Annotated in this window: 14 protein-coding genes and 5 pseudogenes; 9 read left to right on the forward strand and 10 right to left on the reverse strand. The window is 62.4% G+C overall.

The window, feature by feature from the left end; translation table 11 throughout:
* The first annotated feature begins 57 nt into the window (after positions 1-57).
* Both N7E02_RS08620 and N7E02_RS08625 read left to right on the forward strand, forming a co-directional pair.
* Positions 58-718 (forward strand): annotated as a pseudogene (locus N7E02_RS08620) (DUF1134 domain-containing protein).
* A gap of 139 nt (positions 719-857) precedes the next feature.
* A complete protein-coding gene (locus N7E02_RS08625) occupies positions 858-2,042 on the forward strand; it encodes a coiled-coil domain-containing protein (protein ID WP_286581458.1) in 1,185 nt (394 codons plus the stop codon).
* 12 nt (positions 2,043-2,054) lie between these two features.
* On the opposite strand, the pseudogene N7E02_RS08630 reads toward N7E02_RS08625, so the two are convergent.
* Together N7E02_RS08630 and N7E02_RS08635 are read right to left on the reverse strand one after the other, a co-directional pair.
* Positions 2,055-2,878 (reverse strand): annotated as a pseudogene (locus N7E02_RS08630) (TrmH family RNA methyltransferase).
* Entirely contained in the window at positions 2,875-3,264 is a 390-nt protein-coding gene (locus N7E02_RS08635; RefSeq protein ID WP_286581459.1) for a hypothetical protein, read from the reverse strand. Before N7E02_RS08635 ends, N7E02_RS08630 begins: the two are co-directional and overlap by 4 nt.
* Before the next feature lie 44 nt (positions 3,265-3,308).
* Between N7E02_RS08635 and N7E02_RS08640 the strand changes: the two genes are divergently transcribed.
* Entirely contained in the window at positions 3,309-4,334 is a 1,026-nt protein-coding gene (locus N7E02_RS08640; RefSeq protein ID WP_286581460.1) for an RluA family pseudouridine synthase, read from the forward strand.
* Positions 4,335-4,527: 193 nt separating this feature from the next.
* Here the strand turns inward: N7E02_RS08640 and N7E02_RS08645 are convergent, their stop codons facing one another.
* Positions 4,528-5,241: a DMT family transporter gene (locus N7E02_RS08645; RefSeq protein ID WP_286581461.1), complete on the reverse strand. Its 714-nt coding sequence runs from the start codon at positions 5,239-5,241 to the stop codon at positions 4,528-4,530.
* Positions 5,242-5,347: 106 nt separating this feature from the next.
* Here N7E02_RS08645 and N7E02_RS08650 point away from each other — a divergent pair, with 106 nt between their 5' ends.
* From N7E02_RS08650 to rpoH, 6 genes and pseudogenes are all read left to right on the forward strand, one after another.
* Positions 5,348-6,052, forward strand: a complete 705-nt coding sequence (locus N7E02_RS08650; protein WP_286581462.1) for a helix-turn-helix transcriptional regulator — start codon at positions 5,348-5,350, stop codon at positions 6,050-6,052.
* Positions 6,053-6,093: 41 nt separating this feature from the next.
* Positions 6,094-6,960, forward strand: coding sequence for a helix-turn-helix domain-containing protein (locus N7E02_RS08655; protein WP_286581463.1), 867 nt, complete (start codon positions 6,094-6,096; stop codon positions 6,958-6,960).
* A gap of 72 nt (positions 6,961-7,032) precedes the next feature.
* Positions 7,033-7,206: a hypothetical protein gene (locus tag N7E02_RS08660; RefSeq protein WP_286581464.1), complete on the forward strand. Its 174-nt coding sequence runs from the start codon at positions 7,033-7,035 to the stop codon at positions 7,204-7,206.
* A gap of 87 nt (positions 7,207-7,293) precedes the next feature.
* Complete coding sequence (locus tag N7E02_RS30020; protein ID WP_374730678.1) at positions 7,294-7,602, forward strand: DUF1127 domain-containing protein; 309 nt, start codon at positions 7,294-7,296, stop codon at positions 7,600-7,602.
* A 328-nt stretch (positions 7,603-7,930) separates the two neighbouring features.
* Positions 7,931-8,716 (forward strand): class I SAM-dependent methyltransferase, encoded by a 786-nt coding sequence (locus N7E02_RS08670; protein WP_286581465.1) that lies wholly within the window; start codon positions 7,931-7,933, stop codon positions 8,714-8,716.
* A gap of 193 nt (positions 8,717-8,909) precedes the next feature.
* Positions 8,910-9,813, forward strand: a pseudogene (gene rpoH, locus N7E02_RS08675) (RNA polymerase sigma factor RpoH).
* 79 nt (positions 9,814-9,892) lie between these two features.
* On the opposite strand, the gene N7E02_RS08680 reads toward rpoH, so the two are convergent.
* The 7 genes and pseudogenes from N7E02_RS08680 to N7E02_RS08700 all read right to left on the reverse strand — a co-directional run bounded on the left by N7E02_RS08680 (position 9,893) and on the right by N7E02_RS08700 (position 15,769).
* On the reverse strand, positions 9,893-10,405 hold the full coding sequence (locus tag N7E02_RS08680; RefSeq protein WP_286581466.1) for a PepSY domain-containing protein: 513 nt from the start codon (positions 10,403-10,405) through the stop codon (positions 9,893-9,895).
* Positions 10,362-11,297 carry a PepSY-associated TM helix domain-containing protein gene (locus N7E02_RS08685; protein WP_286581467.1) on the reverse strand — a complete coding sequence of 312 codons (936 nt, stop codon included), beginning with the start codon at positions 11,295-11,297 and terminating at the stop codon, positions 10,362-10,364. The genes N7E02_RS08680 and N7E02_RS08685 overlap by 44 nt, the downstream gene beginning before the upstream one ends.
* 161 nt (positions 11,298-11,458) lie before the next feature.
* Positions 11,459-11,896, reverse strand: a complete 438-nt coding sequence (locus tag N7E02_RS08690) for a DUF2946 family protein (protein WP_286581468.1) — start codon at positions 11,894-11,896, stop codon at positions 11,459-11,461.
* A gap of 127 nt (positions 11,897-12,023) precedes the next feature.
* Positions 12,024-12,299 carry a hypothetical protein gene (locus N7E02_RS29570; protein ID WP_353622864.1) on the reverse strand — a complete coding sequence of 92 codons (276 nt, stop codon included), beginning with the start codon at positions 12,297-12,299 and terminating at the stop codon, positions 12,024-12,026.
* On the reverse strand, positions 12,296-13,030 hold the full coding sequence (locus N7E02_RS29575) for a hypothetical protein (protein WP_353622865.1): 735 nt from the start codon (positions 13,028-13,030) through the stop codon (positions 12,296-12,298). The genes N7E02_RS29570 and N7E02_RS29575 overlap by 4 nt, the downstream gene beginning before the upstream one ends.
* Before the next feature lie 1,159 nt (positions 13,031-14,189).
* Positions 14,190-14,411 (reverse strand): annotated as a pseudogene (locus N7E02_RS30190) (hypothetical protein); the annotation flags it as partial.
* A gap of 58 nt (positions 14,412-14,469) precedes the next feature.
* Positions 14,470-15,769, reverse strand: a pseudogene (locus tag N7E02_RS08700) (adenylosuccinate synthase).
* Positions 15,770-15,879: the final 110 nt, after the last annotated feature.

Genomic DNA, 15,879 nt, shown 5'->3' on the forward strand with positions numbered 1-15,879 from the left:
ATGGTGTGTGTCTGAGGCGGTCATAATGACACCATATTTGGTAAACCGATTGTTAATATGATGCTTCCAAGATGGCGCATGCTTGAGCATGAAGCTATGCGTATGGACGATTCGAAAACGGACCTGGATATGAGCCGCCTAAAAGTCTCCACCCCGAACCTTCGTTTGAAGGCCTTTCTCATCGCTGTCCTGGCGACGTGGTTTGCCGTGTCGCCTGCTGCGGCACAGAATAACGGCAGTCAATACACGCCCCAGGAAATCATCGACGCCGGTCATGGCTTCTTCGGCGAGACGAGCGGCGGACTTGCCAAGGTGGTGGAGAACGCGTTCCAGAAGTTCGGCCTGCCGAACGGCTATATTCTCGGCCAGGAAGGCTCCGGCGCATTCATCGCCGGCCTGACCTATGGCGAAGGCCAGCTCTACACCAAAAATGCCGGTCAGCACCCTCCTTCTGGCAGGGTCCTTCCTCGGCATCGACTATGGCGGCCAGGGCACGCGCGTGATGATGCTCGTCTATGATCTTCCGTCGGTCGATGCGCTCTACGCCCGTTTCGGCGGCGTCTCTGGCTCGGCCTTCGTCGTCGCTGGCGTCGGCATGACCGTGCTGCGCAACCAGAATGTCGTGCTCGTTCCGATCCGCACCGGCGTCGGCGCCCGTCTCGGCGTCAATATCGGCTATCTGAAGCTGACCCGCTCGCCGACCTGGAACCCCTTCTGATCGCAAAAGACTTTCGGCCTCGCGGCAGCGGAATGTGGAAATAGCCTCTACCGCTTGCCGCCAGACAGCCGGAGCTTGTGGCGACCTCCCCGCATGCTTTAAACGGGCGCCCGACGTCCCACATGAAGATGGCCCGATCGTGATCGAATTCGCCCTGCTGTTTGGCCTTGGTTTCCTGAGTGCGCTGCTGATCGCCATGCTGATCGGCCCGGCCATCCACCGCCGTATCGTGGCCTTCACCGAAAATCGCATCCGCGCCACCGTGCCGATCAGCCCGCAGGAAGTACGCGCCCAGCGGGATCTTGCCCGCGCCCAATACGCTGCCGAGAACGCCCGCACCAAGCAGGAACTCGTACAGGAGCGGGACAAGGTCGTGGCGCTGCAGGTCAAGAGCGAAAGCCTGCGCGACGAGATGAAGGGGCTGGTGGCGGAGAATATAGAGCTCAAGACGATCCTCGAGAACACCGATGTCGCCGCCGCCGAGATGCGCTCCCAGCTGCGCCAGGAGGACGATTACATCGCCGAATTGAAGGCCGCGCTCGAAACGTCCGAGGAAGCTGGTGTCGCCAAAGATCTCGAGATCGAGGACCTGATCAAGCGCGCGGATGTGCTGACAGCCCAGAGTGACAATGCGCGCATCGATCTCTCGACCCGCGAGACGGAAATCGAGAACCTGAAATTCCGCATCAGCGCACTGCGTGAGGAACGCGACGAGCTGCGCCGCGACATCAAGCTTCTGACGACCCGCGCCAAAGATGCCGAAGGCCGACTCGCTCAGGAAGAACACAAGGCGCTGCGCCTTGAAGACAAGCTGTCGAAGGAGATATCGACCCGTACCGACAAGGAAACTGCCATCGAACGCCGCGACGAGGAGATCGCTCGCCTGCGCGAAAAGGTAAAGAACCGCGTCGCGGCTGCCTCGTCGGCAACCGATGCCCGGCAGGAGAATGCCGATGAGGTTGTGGAAACAGCGCCCGTCATGACCGAAACCGAAGATTTCCCGGATGCATCGCAGGCTCCGGCAAGCCCGCTCGGCACAGCAATCGGAACGAACCCGGCTTCGCTTGCCAGCGAGGCACAGAACCGCGCGACGGCACTGTCGGAGCGGCTGCTCAACGGCAAAGGCAAGACCAATGACGAGGCACTGCGCCAGGAAATGGCGGCGATCGCCGCAAGCATGGTCGCGATGACCGCGCTGACGGAGGGCAAGAGCTCTCCGATTCACCCCATGCTTGCCGGAAAATCGGCAACCGGCCCGCGCCAGAGCCTGGCCGCACGGGTCAAGACGCTGCTCGGCACGACCAGTGAAGCAGCCGGCCGTTAAGTCTTTCCGTTTTCAGATACGACCTTGCGCACCGGCAATCTGGTAGAGCGCGATACCCGTCGCAGTCGCCGCATTCAGGCTATCAAGACCGGGAACCTGCGGAATGCCGGCCGTCTGGATTTTTTCCATCAGCGCCACCGGCAAGCCTTGGCCCTCACTGCCGGTGAGAAGTGCCATGCGCGGAGACGCCGGCACCTTGCGGATATCGGTGCGACCGGATGGCGACAGCCCCCAAATTGCAAAGCTTTCACCGATAAGCGCCTCGACAAGGTCCGTCATGCTGCCGCTTCGCGCATAGGGCACCTGCAGCACCGATCCCACCGACACTCTCAGCGCCTTGCGATAGAGCGGATCACAGCAGGTTTCGTCGAGTAGAATCGCGTCTACGCCGAACGCCGCAGCGTTGCGGAAGATCGAGCCGATATTGTCGTGATTGGAAATGCCGATCGCTGCGGCGACCAGTGCGTTTTCCGGAAGTGCAGCAAGAAGCTCGGTCGCGGAGGGCTCCTCACCCGTCGGCCGACAGCGAGAATGCCGCGATGCAGATGAAAGCCGACAATGCCGTCGAGAACCGTGCTGTCGGCGACATAGACCGGCACGTCATCGGGAAACGCGGCCAGAATGTTCGCCACGCCGGCCAGCCGGTTTTCGAGGATGAGGATCTTTTCGGCGACGAACTCGCGCTGCCGCCCGTGAGCCGCAGCCAGCATGCGCAGGACCACGGTCCCTTCCGCGATGAAGCGGCCGTGGCGCCCGACGAGATCCCGCTCGCGGATGGAGCGGAATTCGTCGATGCGGGGGTCATCCGCATGCGCGATGCGGATCGGTTCGATCACTGGCCCTGGCCTACCGTCACATCGGCGATGATGCGGCCGATGGAAAGATCGAAGATGAACAGCTTCCGGCCGCCGTTAAGCTGGCCATAGAAAAGGATCTGGCTGCCGGACATCGACACCTGCTGGACTTCGAAGCCGGCCGGCAAGGCGGCGGTCGCCGCGAGCGGCTGGTCTGCCGGAACGCTCAATCCACTCGGTGTGGCGACAGTCGTGGACGGCTCGTCGGGGCGCTGGTTGATCTTGTAGACAATGGCGCCGAGGACGGCCATAAAGCACACGAACATGATCCCGCCCGAAACGAGCTGCAGAAGCACCATCTTCCGGCGGATTCTCTCCATTGCCGGGTCAAGCGGCTCTTCCTGTTCCTCGATCTCGGGTTGGGGCATGGAATGTCCTTGTTTGATGCCGATGGCGTATTGCGGATGAATGAATGAGCGAACCCTTTAACGAAGCCGGGCTGCCAAGGAAAGTCCTGAGTGCCGGCGAAGACGACGGCGGGCGCCTGGATGCCTGGCTGACGGCGCAGCTCGACGGCGAACATTCCCGCAGCCGCGTCAAGGCGCTGATCGAGGAAGGCGCGGTCAAGATCAACGGCAACGTCGTAACCGAGGCAAAGAAGAAGATTTCGCCGGGAGACACGGTCGAACTCGTCCTGCCCGAGGCGGAAGACCCCGAACCGAAGGGCGAGGATATTCCGCTCGAGGTTCTCTACGAGGACGACGATCTGATCGTCATCGCCAAGCCCGCCGGTCTCGTCGTTCATCCCGGCCCCGGCAACTGGACGGGCACGCTGGTCAATGCGCTGATCCACCATTGCGGCGCAAGCCTTTCCGGCATCGGCGGCGTCAAGCGTCCCGGCATCGTCCATCGCCTCGACAAGGAGACGAGCGGCGTCATGGTGGCGGCCAAGAACGATATCGCCCATCGCCATCTCGCCGACCAGTTTGCCGACCACGGCCGCTCGGGCGATCTGGAACGCGCCTATCAGGCAGTCGTCTGGGGCCGGCCGAGCCAGCTGCGCGGTACGATCGACGCGCCGCTCGGACGCTCGACCGCCGACCGCACCAAGCGCGCCGTCAAGCGTGAGGACTCCTCCGACGCCCGCCATGCCGTCACCCATTACGATGTCATCGAGCGTTTCCAGGAGACACCGGAGGCCGTAGCGCTGGCATCGCTCATCGAGTGTCGTCTCGAAACTGGCCGCACGCACCAGATCCGCGTCCATATGGCCCATGTCGGCAATCCCCTGATCGGCGACCCCGAATATTCCGGCGGCTTCAAGACCAAGGCCAATCGTCTGCCGGAACCCGCCAGAACCGTGGTCGGCGCCTTCCCGCGCCAGGCACTGCATGCCTTCCTGCTGGCCTTCGAACATCCGCGCACCGGCGAAATCATGGAATTCGAAGCGCCGACGCCAAAGGATATGGCTGAACTGATCGAGGCGCTGCGGGGATAGACCGCAAGGCGGGTCCGGCGTCTCTATGGATCGATCACTGTGCGACACGCAACAGGGCGTGGCCGGCTGCTGACGATATGCAGGCACACCGCCAGGAAGACGACCGCGCCTCCCACAAGCGTGTTCGGATCTGGAACCTCGCCGACGAACAGCAACACCCATAGCGGGGCGAGTGGCGCATCCATTGCGCCGATCAGCGCGCTTTCGACAGGGGCAGCAGGCGCGAGCCGATCAGAAGCAGCACGAAGCCGAGCGAGAAGCCGAACACGCCGAAGACGAGGACGACGCCGAAATCGAAGGCCGAGGCCGCCAGAGGGCTTGCAAAAGGCGCGGCGATCAATGCCGTCATGATAGCGGCGACGGCTGTGCAGGCGAGCGCCGGCTTGTCCGGATGGCGGCGCACAAGCACTGTCCAGAGTGCCACCATGACCGTCATGCCGAAGGCGAGCAGATCCCCGAACATCGTTCCATCATTCCCTTGCCCCACCATGAGGACAACGCCGCCGAGGGCCGCCGCGCTCGCCAGCAGCGCGGAGGGCGTCGGCCTTTCACCGAGCATCAGGAAAGCCAGCCCGGCGGCGGCGAACGGGCATGTGGCGAAGATGATGGCGACATGCGCGACCGAAGTGGCGTAAAGCGAGGCGATGAACAGGATGGCCGAGGCGGCCGAGGTGACGCAGATCAGCAGGCCGGAAAAACCGAGGGACAGCAGATCCCCAATCGCCCGTCGTCGCGATACCGCCACCATGCAGCCGAACAGGAATACCCCGCCGATTGCGCCGCGAAGCAACATCAGGGTCGGAGCGTCGATGGCGACAAGACGGGTCATCAGACCGGCGGTACTGAGCAGAATTGTCGCGACGGAAACGGCCAGCAGACCCTGTGCATGCAACGACAGCTTCACCACGCCCGCCTCCTTCGCCGATCCAACTGATCTCTCTGACGCCTAGCAGATTGCTGCTGACAACCTCCCGTCAGCAGTGTTCAATGCACGCGCAAGTGGAGTTCAGCCCATGCCGAATTCGGGACGCATGTTCGAGATCGTCCAGCTGCTGCGCGCGGCACGATCGCCGCTGACTGCCGACGCGATTGCGGCGCGCCTGGAGGTCACCAAGCGCACGGTCTATCGCGACATCGCCGCCCTGCAGGCAGCCGGTGTTCCGCTGGAGGGGGCAGCCGGCATCGGTTATGTGATGCGCAGGGGCTATGACCTGCCACCGCTAATGTTCACGCCGGAGGAAGTCGACGCGATCACGGTGGGGCTGGCGCTGATCGGCCGGACTGGCGACAAGAGCCTGATGGCCGCCGGCGCCAGCGCCTGCGCCAAAGTCGGTGACGCTGTTGCCCATGACGCCAGAGTGGCCGGTTACGACCCCTGGCTGTTCGCGTCCCCCTGGCACGCCATTCCCGAACCGAAGATCGACATGCGCATCCTGCGAATTGCAATCAGGGAGGAGCGCAAGCTCAGGATCGCCTATCGCGACGGCAGCGGCAACATGACCGAACGCATCCTTCTTCCCCTTGCCATGCTCTATTATATCGATGGAGTGATCCTTGCCGGCTTCTGCGAACTGCGCGCCGATTTTCGCCATTTCAGGCATGACCGGATCACAAGCTGCGAGTTGACGGACGACTACTTTTCCCGGGACGCAGCCAGACTGCGCAAGCAGTGGCGGCTGCTGCCTGACTTTTTCGACAATGCGTCGCTGGTCGTCTGACCGAGACGAACGATGGGAACGCGGACCGGTTGGGAGCGAACATGAGCCACATCCATTCGACCACGCTGCTCGAGACCGATCTGTTGACGGTGCGGGATGTCGTCTGCGACGGCGCGCATCGTCATCTGAGTGACGAGGAAACGTCCACCACCACCTGCCTCGTCTTCCCGTATCGCGGCGTCTTCATGCGCCATGTCGGTGATGACGAAGCGGTGGCCGAGGCAAGCCAGGTCCTGTTCTTCAACAGGGGCGACGTCTATCGCATCAGCCATCCGGTGGAAGGCGGCGATGCCTGTATCAGCCTCAGCCTGCCGGAAGTGCTTCTCGATGAGATCGTTCCGGATGTCCACCGCCGCTCAGGCGACACCTTCGCCTTCAACAAGCAGCGCCTCGGCATCGATGCCCGCGCACAGGCTCAGGTGGCTCTGCTGCGCCACAGCCTGATCAATCGCACGGCCGAGCCGCTGGAAGGCGAAGCGCTGGCGTTGACGCTCGTGCGCCGGGCGGTCGGCGAGCGCACCGCGCGGCCACCGACACCCGGCTTCAGCACGCAGAAACTGGTCAACCGCACCAAGCTTCTCCTCTCCGCCGATCTTGCCCGTCGCTGGACGCTTTCGGAAATCGCGAAAGAAGCCGGCGTCTCGCCCGTCTATCTCACCCAGGTCTTCCGCAAGGTGGAGGGCATGCCGCTCTATCGCTATCAGTTGCGCCTCAGGCTCGCCCGTGCGCTCGACCTGCTCGGCAGCTACGACGACCTGACCGTGCTGGGGCTTGATCTCGGTTTTTCCAGCCACAGCCATTTCTCCTCTTCGTTCCGCCAGGCCTATGGCCGCACGCCCGCCGAGTTCCAGCGTTTTGCCGGGCTGAGACAAACGGCAGGCCAAAGCCGCCAGGAGCAAAATCACTAAAGATTCTGACAGCGCCCAATCGCCAAACGGTGTTTCCTGATCTCGTCAACATCAAGCACCGGGAGAGACGAGATGAAGGAAAACACCTGCGCCGCCTGCGACTGCGAACTCGACGACACCCGCATTGCGGTCAAGATCGGCGGCAAGACCGTCGAAGTCTGCTGCGAGGAATGCGCCATCGTTCTTCGCGAGGCTGAAACCGCGACACGGGCCACGGCCGCTGCCGCAGCTCACATCGCGCGCTAGGCCGCCGACACGGCCATCATGACCAGGGGCGGCCGAACGGCCACCCTTCCAGGCTCGACAGACGGGCCAGACAAATCTTGGAGAAAAATGATGAAAAACGAGAACCGGGCGGTCTTCGACCGCGCGCCGGAACCAATAGACTATGCCTTCGACCTACCGGCCGACGAAGGCGAAATTGCAGGCGCAACGGAAGCGAAGGTTTCACCGCGAAACATCTTTAGCCGATTGCTGGGATGGATCGCAATGCGCTGGCGCTACCGTCGCCATCGCATGGCTCTTCTGGAACTCAGCGATGACCAGCTCAAGGATATCGGCATCTCACGCAGCCAGGCCTATGGCAGCTACAGTCGCTATCGCAGCAGCCAATCCCACAACCTTGAGCGCAGAAGAATGTGAGCAGTATCGACACCAGAAATTCGAGCAATCTCAAAGTAATTTTCCGCCGCCGGCGCGGCCTAAAAACAAGATATGGCAGACGGAAAAATACTTTTCCGAATTCCTTTTCAAAACCGATAATACACTTTGGTTTCAGCGCCCAATAAAATGACTACATGTCAATTATTTCAACCGAAACTGGTGGTCGGCGGCAGCGCCAAACTTTTGCTTGATTTAGACCGCCTGCTGCAATGCGAAAATCGACATCCGATCCAGGCATCGCCTTATCGATCGGATGTCACGATATTCGCCATTTGAGTATTCCAGAGCACTGGAGGACACGCAGCACATGACGGCCGATCTCCGCAAATTCATCTTCGACGACCTTCAGACCGTGGAGGGTTATATCGATCCTCCGGACGCGCTCGTGTTTCTGTCGCTCCTCGGAGCGCAGACCGACAACGGCCTGAATGGCGGCGTGGCGGAGATAGGCGTCTTTTACGGACGCTCGTATTTTCTGTTCAAGAAGGTCTGCAACGGCGGCGACAAGGTTCTGGCCATCGATCTCTTCGATATCGACCAGCAGGTGAATGGCGACGTCACGCAATACAGCCGCTTCGTTGAAAATGGTGAGCGGCTGGGTTTGCCTGTCGACGAGGATCTCATCATCAAGGGTGACAGCACCCGCTTGCAGCCAAATGCGATCACCGACAAGGCAGGCCCCATCCGCTTCTTCAGCATCGACGGCGGCCATATGCTCCAGCATGTTGTGTCCGATAGCGCGCTTGCCATGGAAACGCTCGCCGACCACGGCATCATTGCCTTCGACGATACGTTCAATCCGGCATGGCCGGAGGTGACGGTCGGCGTTTCGGATTTTCTCCGCACTCGCCAGGACCAGTTCGCCGTCTTCTGCATGACCAAATACAAGACCTATGTCTGCCGGCGGGAATTCTACGACTTCTACCGCAAGGCGGTTACCGATGCGGCGGATCTGATGGCCTTCGACCATGTGGATACCGAGTTCCTGGGCTCCACGGCGATAAGATTGCACAATCCCATGGGCCGGCGTATGGTCTATGAAGTGATGGTCAGGTCGGGCATGCGCTCGCTTTCGGAACGCGTCTACCGCTGACCCGGCACGGTTCATATCATTACCAAGATGTAATGATATAACGCGCCCGTGATGCCTTGAATCACTGTTATGCCGTACTTACTTGGTACGTGGGTTGGTGCGGGATCGGGAACGATCCGCGCCATATTCGGTTCGCCTTACAGCCCGAACAGCTAATCAGAGGGAGCCGACAACGATCGGAAAGGGGTGCTTTATGGCCCGCAACAATTTGCCTTCCATTACCGCCGGTGAAGGCGGTCTCAATCGTTATCTGGACGAAATCCGCAAGTTTCCTATGCTGGAACCCCAGCAGGAATACATGCTTGCGAAGCGCTATAATGAACATGGTGATCGCGACGCCGCGCATCAACTGGTGACGAGCCATCTGCGTCTCGTGGCAAAGATTGCCATGGGCTATCGCGGTTACGGCCTGCCCATCGGTGAGGTCGTGTCCGAGGGTAATGTCGGCCTGATGCAGGCCGTCAAGAAGTTCGACCCGGAACGCGGCTTCCGCCTGGCGACATATGCCATGTGGTGGATCAAGGCCTCGATCCAGGAATACATCCTGCGATCCTGGTCGCTGGTAAAGATGGGTACGACCGCCAACCAGAAGCGGCTGTTCTTCAACCTGCGCCGCCTCAAGGGCAAGATCCAGGCTATCGAGGACGGTGATCTGAAGCCTGACCAGGTCAAGGAAATCGCCACCAAGCTGAATGTCTCCGAGGAAGAAGTCGTATCGATGAACCGCCGCCTTTCCGGTGACGCATCGTTGAACGCTCCGATCCGGGCATCGGAAGGCGAGATCCGGCCAGTGGCAGGATTGGCTCGTCGATGACCATGACAGCCAGGAAGATGTGCTGATCGAGCAGGACGAACTCGATACCCGTCGCCGCATGCTGTCCAAGGCACTGAGTGTGCTGAACGACCGCGAACGCCGGATCTTCGAGGCCCGTCGCCTGACCGAGGATCCAATCACGCTCGAGGAACTGTCGACGGAATTCGACATCAGCCGCGAACGCGTTCGCCAGATCGAGGTCCGCGCCTTCGAAAAGGTGCAGGATGCCGTCCAGAAGGAAGCGCTGGCTCAGGCCCAGGCGCTGCGCGTCGTCGACGCGTAAGGTCACGCCCCGAGCCCACAGAAATCAGCAGAAAGCCCGCGGTTTTGCCGCGGGCTTTCTTGTTTCGGTGAGAACGGCTTTACCGCACGCCCGGCGGTAAGCCCTGCTGCCTGTCGGCAGATGCGATTTCGGAAAATGCCGATCGGATCAGATCGACGAACAGGAACAGCGCCAGGCTCGCCCCCATGGCCGGCAGGGCAAAGCCAAAAGCGATGGCGACGATCGCGGTCGCGACCTTGGCAGGCAGCGACAGGTAGGAAAACGCACGGACCAGCGTTCGCGGTGAAGCACCGGCCGCCGGCCGCCGCAGCCACCACATGCGGTAGCCATAGGCGATCGACACCATCAGCGCGATGCCGAGTGCCGCCATGAAGAGCTGGTTGGCGATGCCGAACAGCACGCCCATATGCGCATCGATGCCCCAGCGGATCAGCTTGGCGATGACCGGGAAGGTTTCGAAATCCGCGCGGCTGGTCACGCTCATGTCGCGAGGATCGATCGCGAGTGTATCGACCTGTGTCGGCCAGCTGCGGTCATATTCGCTGACTCTATAGGCCTGCGTCTCGCTGCGCGGCGGGCGGATCTCGATCATCGGCAGAATCGAGCCCCGCCGCACGTGCAGTTTCGGCGACCTTGTCGATCTCCGCCAGGACCATCTGCTCGGGACGCGATGCTACCGGCGCGGCAGCCGGCGCCATATGCTCGGCATGTTCACCGAGTGGCTTCGGCGGTGCAGCACCTCCAAGATCGACCGTTATCGAAGGCGTAACCCAGCCGACGTGATTGCGGAACTGGTCGATATTGTTTCCTGCCCAGCGCGACCAGGTGAGCCCCGTGACGGAGAGGAAAAGCAGGCCGACCGAGACCCAGAGCCCGATCAGGCTGTGCAGGCGTTTCTGCCGCCCTGCCCGGCCAGCATTTTTCGGCAGGCGCCGCTGCCAGAACCAGAGCAGCACACCGCCGGCAACCGCGACCCATAGCCAGGAGGCCGCGAGCTCGCTGTAATTGCGACCGATATCTCCGAGCAGCAGATTGCGATGAAGATAGTCGAGCGCGATGCGGAACGGCAGGATGCCGCTTGTGCCGTAAGCGATCATCTCGCCCTGGACGGCAGCAGAAGCCGGGTCGACGAAGACGGCTCGCGTCTCCGATTCCCCAAGGCCGGGCTCGGTGAACATCACGCGCGTCGTTGCGCCTTCCTTCGTCGCGGGACGGATGGCGAAGAAACGCGGATCTTCACCAATCGACGCGCGGGCAGCGGCGATCTGTTCGGCGAGCGGTTTTGCCGGGCCACTGGACTGGGCGACGAGCTGATCGCGATAGAGCCACGCCTCAATCTGCGGCGTGAGCACGTAGAGCGTGCCTGTCAGCGCCGCAATGAAGATGAAGGGAGCGATGAACAGGCCGATATAAAAATGCAACCGCAAGATCAGCTGTCGGACCGCACCGGGCGCGGGCTGAGAAGCAGGACGGTCAGCGGACATGGCAGCCTCCCGAGGCTGGAAGGAGGCCGATCGGTGTCGATCCGACAATGAACCGGGCGGGAGACAGGCGCTTGAGCGATCCTGCCGGGAAGGCAATCTTTTGAAAATTCATCGTGGTTTCCGATTGACGGCAGCCGGCAAGAACCGGCGGAAGGGTGGCGTCAGACCGGAGAACCAGGCGGACCGCGGGCGGCGCGGCTCAAGACGAGACGATGGGGCCGAAGATCGATATCGGCGAGCACCAAGCCTGGCAGCGGAGCCATCGCAGCGGATGCGGCGGGCGACGGCGCCTTGGCGGGGATGCCGACATGAACGGACGCCGCAATCTGACAGGCGGTGAGACAGCAGTCCCTCTTGTGAGTGCTGTCCGACTTGTCCGAACCGCCATGCGACTGGTGATGGGCAGCCTCTGGCGCGCCGTCTGAACAGATGATCGCCTGCTCGACGGAGGCGAACGCCATCGTGCCGGTGCCGATGCCACCGATCAGCGCCTGCAGCGCCATCAGCACGCCGATCAGCGCGGCCAGAGGGCCGCCGCATGTCGCATCGCTGATGAGTTGCCGAAAGAAACGCATGGCCGATGCATGGCGTCGAAACATGCCGATGTCAATGCGACATTGCAGCGCCCTCCCTCGACAACCCTGGCTCGCAGCCCACGCCCCCGGTCAAAGAAGCCCGCGATCCTGTTGAGGATCGCGGGCCTTGTTGATCAGGTGATCGGCCGGATTACTGACCGTTCGGAGTGCCGCTCTGCTGGCTCCACTCACTGATAGCCTCATCGAAGGCAGCCTTGCCGTCAGGGCCCTTCTGCAGCGTCAGCAGCGCACGACGGCCGTTGCGATAGGCCACTGGAATGTCGATCCAGTCGCGGGTGCGCAGAAGCTCCAGATTGGTCGCGCGGGCATCCGGGAAGTCATTGAGCGCGATCATGTGGAAGTCGTCGGTGATCTTGGCCGGTACCGCAACAAGCGCATTGCCGCGGTCCTGTTCTGTCTGCTTCATCGCGATGCGCAACACGCTGTCGATCGCACCTCCTCGAAATCCGGCGGAACGGCGAAGACGATCTCGATCAGATGGCTGGCAGGCAGCGATGAGTCGGTATTGCGCTTCAGGGTCAGCAGTGCCGTCAGGCCACGGCCCGGTACGGTGATGCGTCCCTGCACCATCGGTTCCGGCGCACCGCCACCCTGCGGGGCTTCCCGCTGGAGCGACCACGAGACGGTGCCTTCGATTGCGGTCGGGGCACTCTGTCCGATGCGTTCTTCATAAAGGAACATGCGCTCGCCCGCTGCGGCAGGCGTTTCCGAAGGCGTGGCGCTCGGCGTGGCCGGCGCGTTCGGCGCCGGTGTTTGTGCGCCCGCGGCACCTGCCGTTGCACCGTCTGTCGCAGCCGCTGGGCCGCCATCGGCGGGAGGAGCATTGAGCTGCGAAACCGACTGGCCTTCGGCGTTCTGCGCCAGGCTGCCGGCATCGCCCGGACCCGCATCGGTCTCGGTGCCATCCTGCATCAGTCGCTGGGTGAACTTCCCGGTGGAGGACGAGCCGTCCGCCGGCGGAGGTGCGTTCTGGCCCTGCTCTGCAGGATCAGCCTGGTCCGCCGGAGGCGTCGAAGACTGGGCTGGCGGGGCGCTCTCGTTAGGCTGCGAAGGCGTAGCCTGGCCGGAAGGTTCGCTCGTGGCCGGGGCCTGTTCGGCCGTTTCGTTGGTGCCGGATTCGATAAGCCCACCAACCATGTCGTTCAGCAGAATCGCGGTTGATCCAGAGCGCATACCCGCCGCCTGCGAGCAGAAGCAGGCCGATAAGGCCGAGGATCATGCCGCCGTAATTGCGCTTGCGGACAGCCGTCACGCGATAGGGCTTTGCCGGCGGTGCCAGCAGGTCGCTGAGGTCGTCTTCGGACGCCTTGGCCTGCTGCTTGCCCGGCTCCGCAGCGGGAGCCTCCTTGGTGTAGCCGATCAGATCCTCGAGATCGCTCCAGGGATCACGGTCGTCCGGCTTGGCCTCAGTCGCGGCCGGCGCGGAAGGCTGCGCATTCACATAGGCTTCGAATGGGTCCTCTACCTTAGCGGCTTCCGCCGGCTGGGTGAGGTCGGGAAGGTCACTTGCCGCAGGCATGCGGACCGGATCCACCGACGCACGCATTTCGGGGCTGAAATGGGCATCGACGCTGTCGCCGCTCTGCGTCTGGTTGAACGGTTGGGCAAGGTCGCCGCCATTCTCCCACGCATCAGCAGAGCGAACGTCCTCGGCTACTGGAGCCGGATCGGAAGCCGACCAGTCCCACGTCTCGGTGGCGCTGGCCTCCGCTGCGTGCTCTTCGGGACGATCATGATCCGCATTCGGCCAGGACAGGACATTGTCGTGCTCTGCAGAAGCGGCCTGCTCGCGACGGTCCTCGTCGAAGACGTGATGAACCGGCTCATGCACCGGCGCTTCGTAGTCTTCGGCGCGTTCCGGCGTCTGAACCGATATGTCCTCATGCGCCTGGAAATGCTCGTCACGCCGCGGCTCGGCGGCGAATGTCGATTCCTCTTCGGGAACCTCGTCACGCCAGTCGCCGTAACGTTCAGCCTTCGGCTCTTCGACAACCGGCTCGACCGTATCCGCCCGCGCTGGTTCGTTCCACTCGTGCTGTACGGGCTCGACCGCCTCTGGCTCCGGCTCGCGACGCCACTCGTCGTCAGCCTGCGCCTCGGCCGCGGCGGTCTCATGTTCGACAGGATGCTCGTAGGGTTCGTGCAACGCGTAGGTCTCGGCACCGCGCTCGTCCTCGGTCACGACCGGTTCAGTCGCCGGAACCGGGGCTTCCGGTTCAGTAACCTGTTCTTCAACCGGCTCGGCGTGAGGCGCAGGCGCCTCGTAGATCTCCGCAGGAACGGGAACGACCGTCTCGGACGGCAGCGCCTCGGCATGTTCGGTCTCAACTTCCGCGATAGCCGCCTCGAGCTTGTCCATCTGGCGACGGAGCATCTCTTCGGGCGGACGCGGCTTCATGTTTTCAAGCTGTCGCTGGACTGCGCCGCGAGCTTTTTCATACACTCTTACGCGCGCCTCGGGCGTGTTGGTCGCCAAACCGTCAACAGCGCGGCGGATCACCGCTACAAAATCAGCCATCAGGACTTTCTCATGGTCGCCAGCGTCGGCCGGCCGAATGGATAATCAATTCTTGACTTTAGTCCTCAAACGGGTCGGTCACAAGTATGGTGTCGTCGCGCTCCGGGCTTGTGGATAGGAGCGCCACCGGCGCGCCGATCAGCTCTTCCACCTGACGGACATACTTGATGGCCTGAGCCGGCAGATCCGCCCACTTGCGTGCGCCGACGGTCGACTCCTTCCAACCTTCGAGGGTGATATAGATGGGCTCTACACGAGCCTGCGCCGCCATCGACGCCGGCAGGTAATCGATCTCCTGCCCGTCGAGCTTGTAGCCGACGCAGATCTTCAGCTCTTCCAGGCCGTCGAGGACGTCGAGCTTGGTCAGCGCAATGCCGGTGATGCCGTTGGTGGCAACCGACTGGCGAACCAGCGCCGCATCGAACCAGCCGCAGCGGCGCTTACGGCCGGTGACGGTGCCGAACTCATGGCCACGCTCGCCGAGGAACTGGCCGATCTCGTCCGTCAGTTCGGTCGGGAACGGACCTTCGCCGACACGGGTCGTGTAAGCCTTTGTAATGCCGAGGATATAGCCGAGCGAGCCAGGGCCCATGCCGGAACCGGCAGCGGCCTGGCCGGCCACCGTGTTGGACGACGTCACATAGGGATAGGTGCCGTGGTCGATGTCGAGAAGCGAGCCCTGCGCGCCTTCGAACAGGATGCGCGAGCCCTTGCGGCGCTCCTTGTCGAGAAGCTGCCAGACGCTTTCCATGAACGGCAGGACCTTGTCGGCGATCGAGGTCAGTTCGTCCATGATCGTCTTGTGCTCGACCTCGGCTGCGCCGATGCCGCGACGAGATCGCATTGTGATGGGTGAGGATGCGCTCGACCTTGCCTTCCAGCGCATCGAGATCGGCGAGATCCATGACGCGGATCGCGCGGCGGCCGACCTTGTCTTCATAAGCCGGGCCGATGCCGCGGCGGGTCGTGCCGATCTTCGTGCCGCTGTTGGAGGCGGCATCTTCGCGCATGCCGTCGAGCTCGCGATGGAGCGACAGGATGAGCGTGGCGTTCTCGGCGATTCGCAGGCTCTCGGGCGTGACGACGACGCCCTGGTCCTTGAGGCGGCCCATTTCGGCGATCAGGGCATGCGGGTCGACGACCACGCCGTTGCCGATGACGGCCATCTTGCCCGGACGCACCACGCCGGACGGCAGGAGCGAAAGCTTGTAGCTGGTGCCGTCGATGACAAGCGTATGGCCCGCATTATGGCCGCCCTGAAAGCGCACGACGATATCGGCGCGCTCGGAGAGCCAGTCGACAATCTTGCCTTTGCCCTCGTCGCCCCATTGCGAACCTACGACTACCACGTTCGTCATTTTGCTTCCTGCCCTTCGGACGGCGGCCGATCGCTTTTCTCAAACGGATTGGAAAAGACGTCGGTCTCGATACCAATTCTTCTTCTCGATGCCTGCGCCCTGAAAGGGTC

It is taken from the genome of Terrirhizobium terrae (assembly GCF_030323265.1).
In the GTDB taxonomy this organism is placed as follows: domain Bacteria; phylum Pseudomonadota; class Alphaproteobacteria; order Rhizobiales; family Rhizobiaceae; genus Neorhizobium.

Bases quoted from the DNA above. Each gene is read 5' to 3' on its own strand.
- N7E02_RS08635 (WP_286581459.1), bottom strand. From the start codon at position 3,264: ATGCCCCAACCCGAGATCGAGGAACAGGAAGAGCCGCTTGACCCGGCA.
- N7E02_RS08640 (WP_286581460.1), top strand. From the start codon at position 3,309: ATGAGCGAACCCTTTAACGAAGCCGGGCTGCCAAGGAAAGTCCTGAGT.
- N7E02_RS08650 (WP_286581462.1), top strand. From the start codon at position 5,348: ATGCCGAATTCGGGACGCATGTTCGAGATCGTCCAGCTGCTGCGCGCG.
- N7E02_RS08655 (WP_286581463.1), top strand. From the start codon at position 6,094: ATGAGCCACATCCATTCGACCACGCTGCTCGAGACCGATCTGTTGACG.
- N7E02_RS08660 (WP_286581464.1), top strand. From the start codon at position 7,033: ATGAAGGAAAACACCTGCGCCGCCTGCGACTGCGAACTCGACGACACC.
- N7E02_RS30020 (WP_374730678.1), top strand. From the start codon at position 7,294: ATGATGAAAAACGAGAACCGGGCGGTCTTCGACCGCGCGCCGGAACCA.
- N7E02_RS08670 (WP_286581465.1), top strand. From the start codon at position 7,931: ATGACGGCCGATCTCCGCAAATTCATCTTCGACGACCTTCAGACCGTG.
- N7E02_RS08680 (WP_286581466.1), bottom strand. From the start codon at position 10,405: ATGATCGAGATCCGCCCGCCGCGCAGCGAGACGCAGGCCTATAGAGTC.
- N7E02_RS08685 (WP_286581467.1), bottom strand. From the start codon at position 11,297: ATGTCCGCTGACCGTCCTGCTTCTCAGCCCGCGCCCGGTGCGGTCCGA.
- N7E02_RS08690 (WP_286581468.1), bottom strand. From the start codon at position 11,896: ATGTTTCGACGCCATGCATCGGCCATGCGTTTCTTTCGGCAACTCATC.
- N7E02_RS29570 (WP_353622864.1), bottom strand. From the start codon at position 12,299: ATGAAGCAGACAGAACAGGACCGCGGCAATGCGCTTGTTGCGGTACCG.
- N7E02_RS29575 (WP_353622865.1), bottom strand. From the start codon at position 13,030: ATGGTTGGTGGGCTTATCGAATCCGGCACCAACGAAACGGCCGAACAG.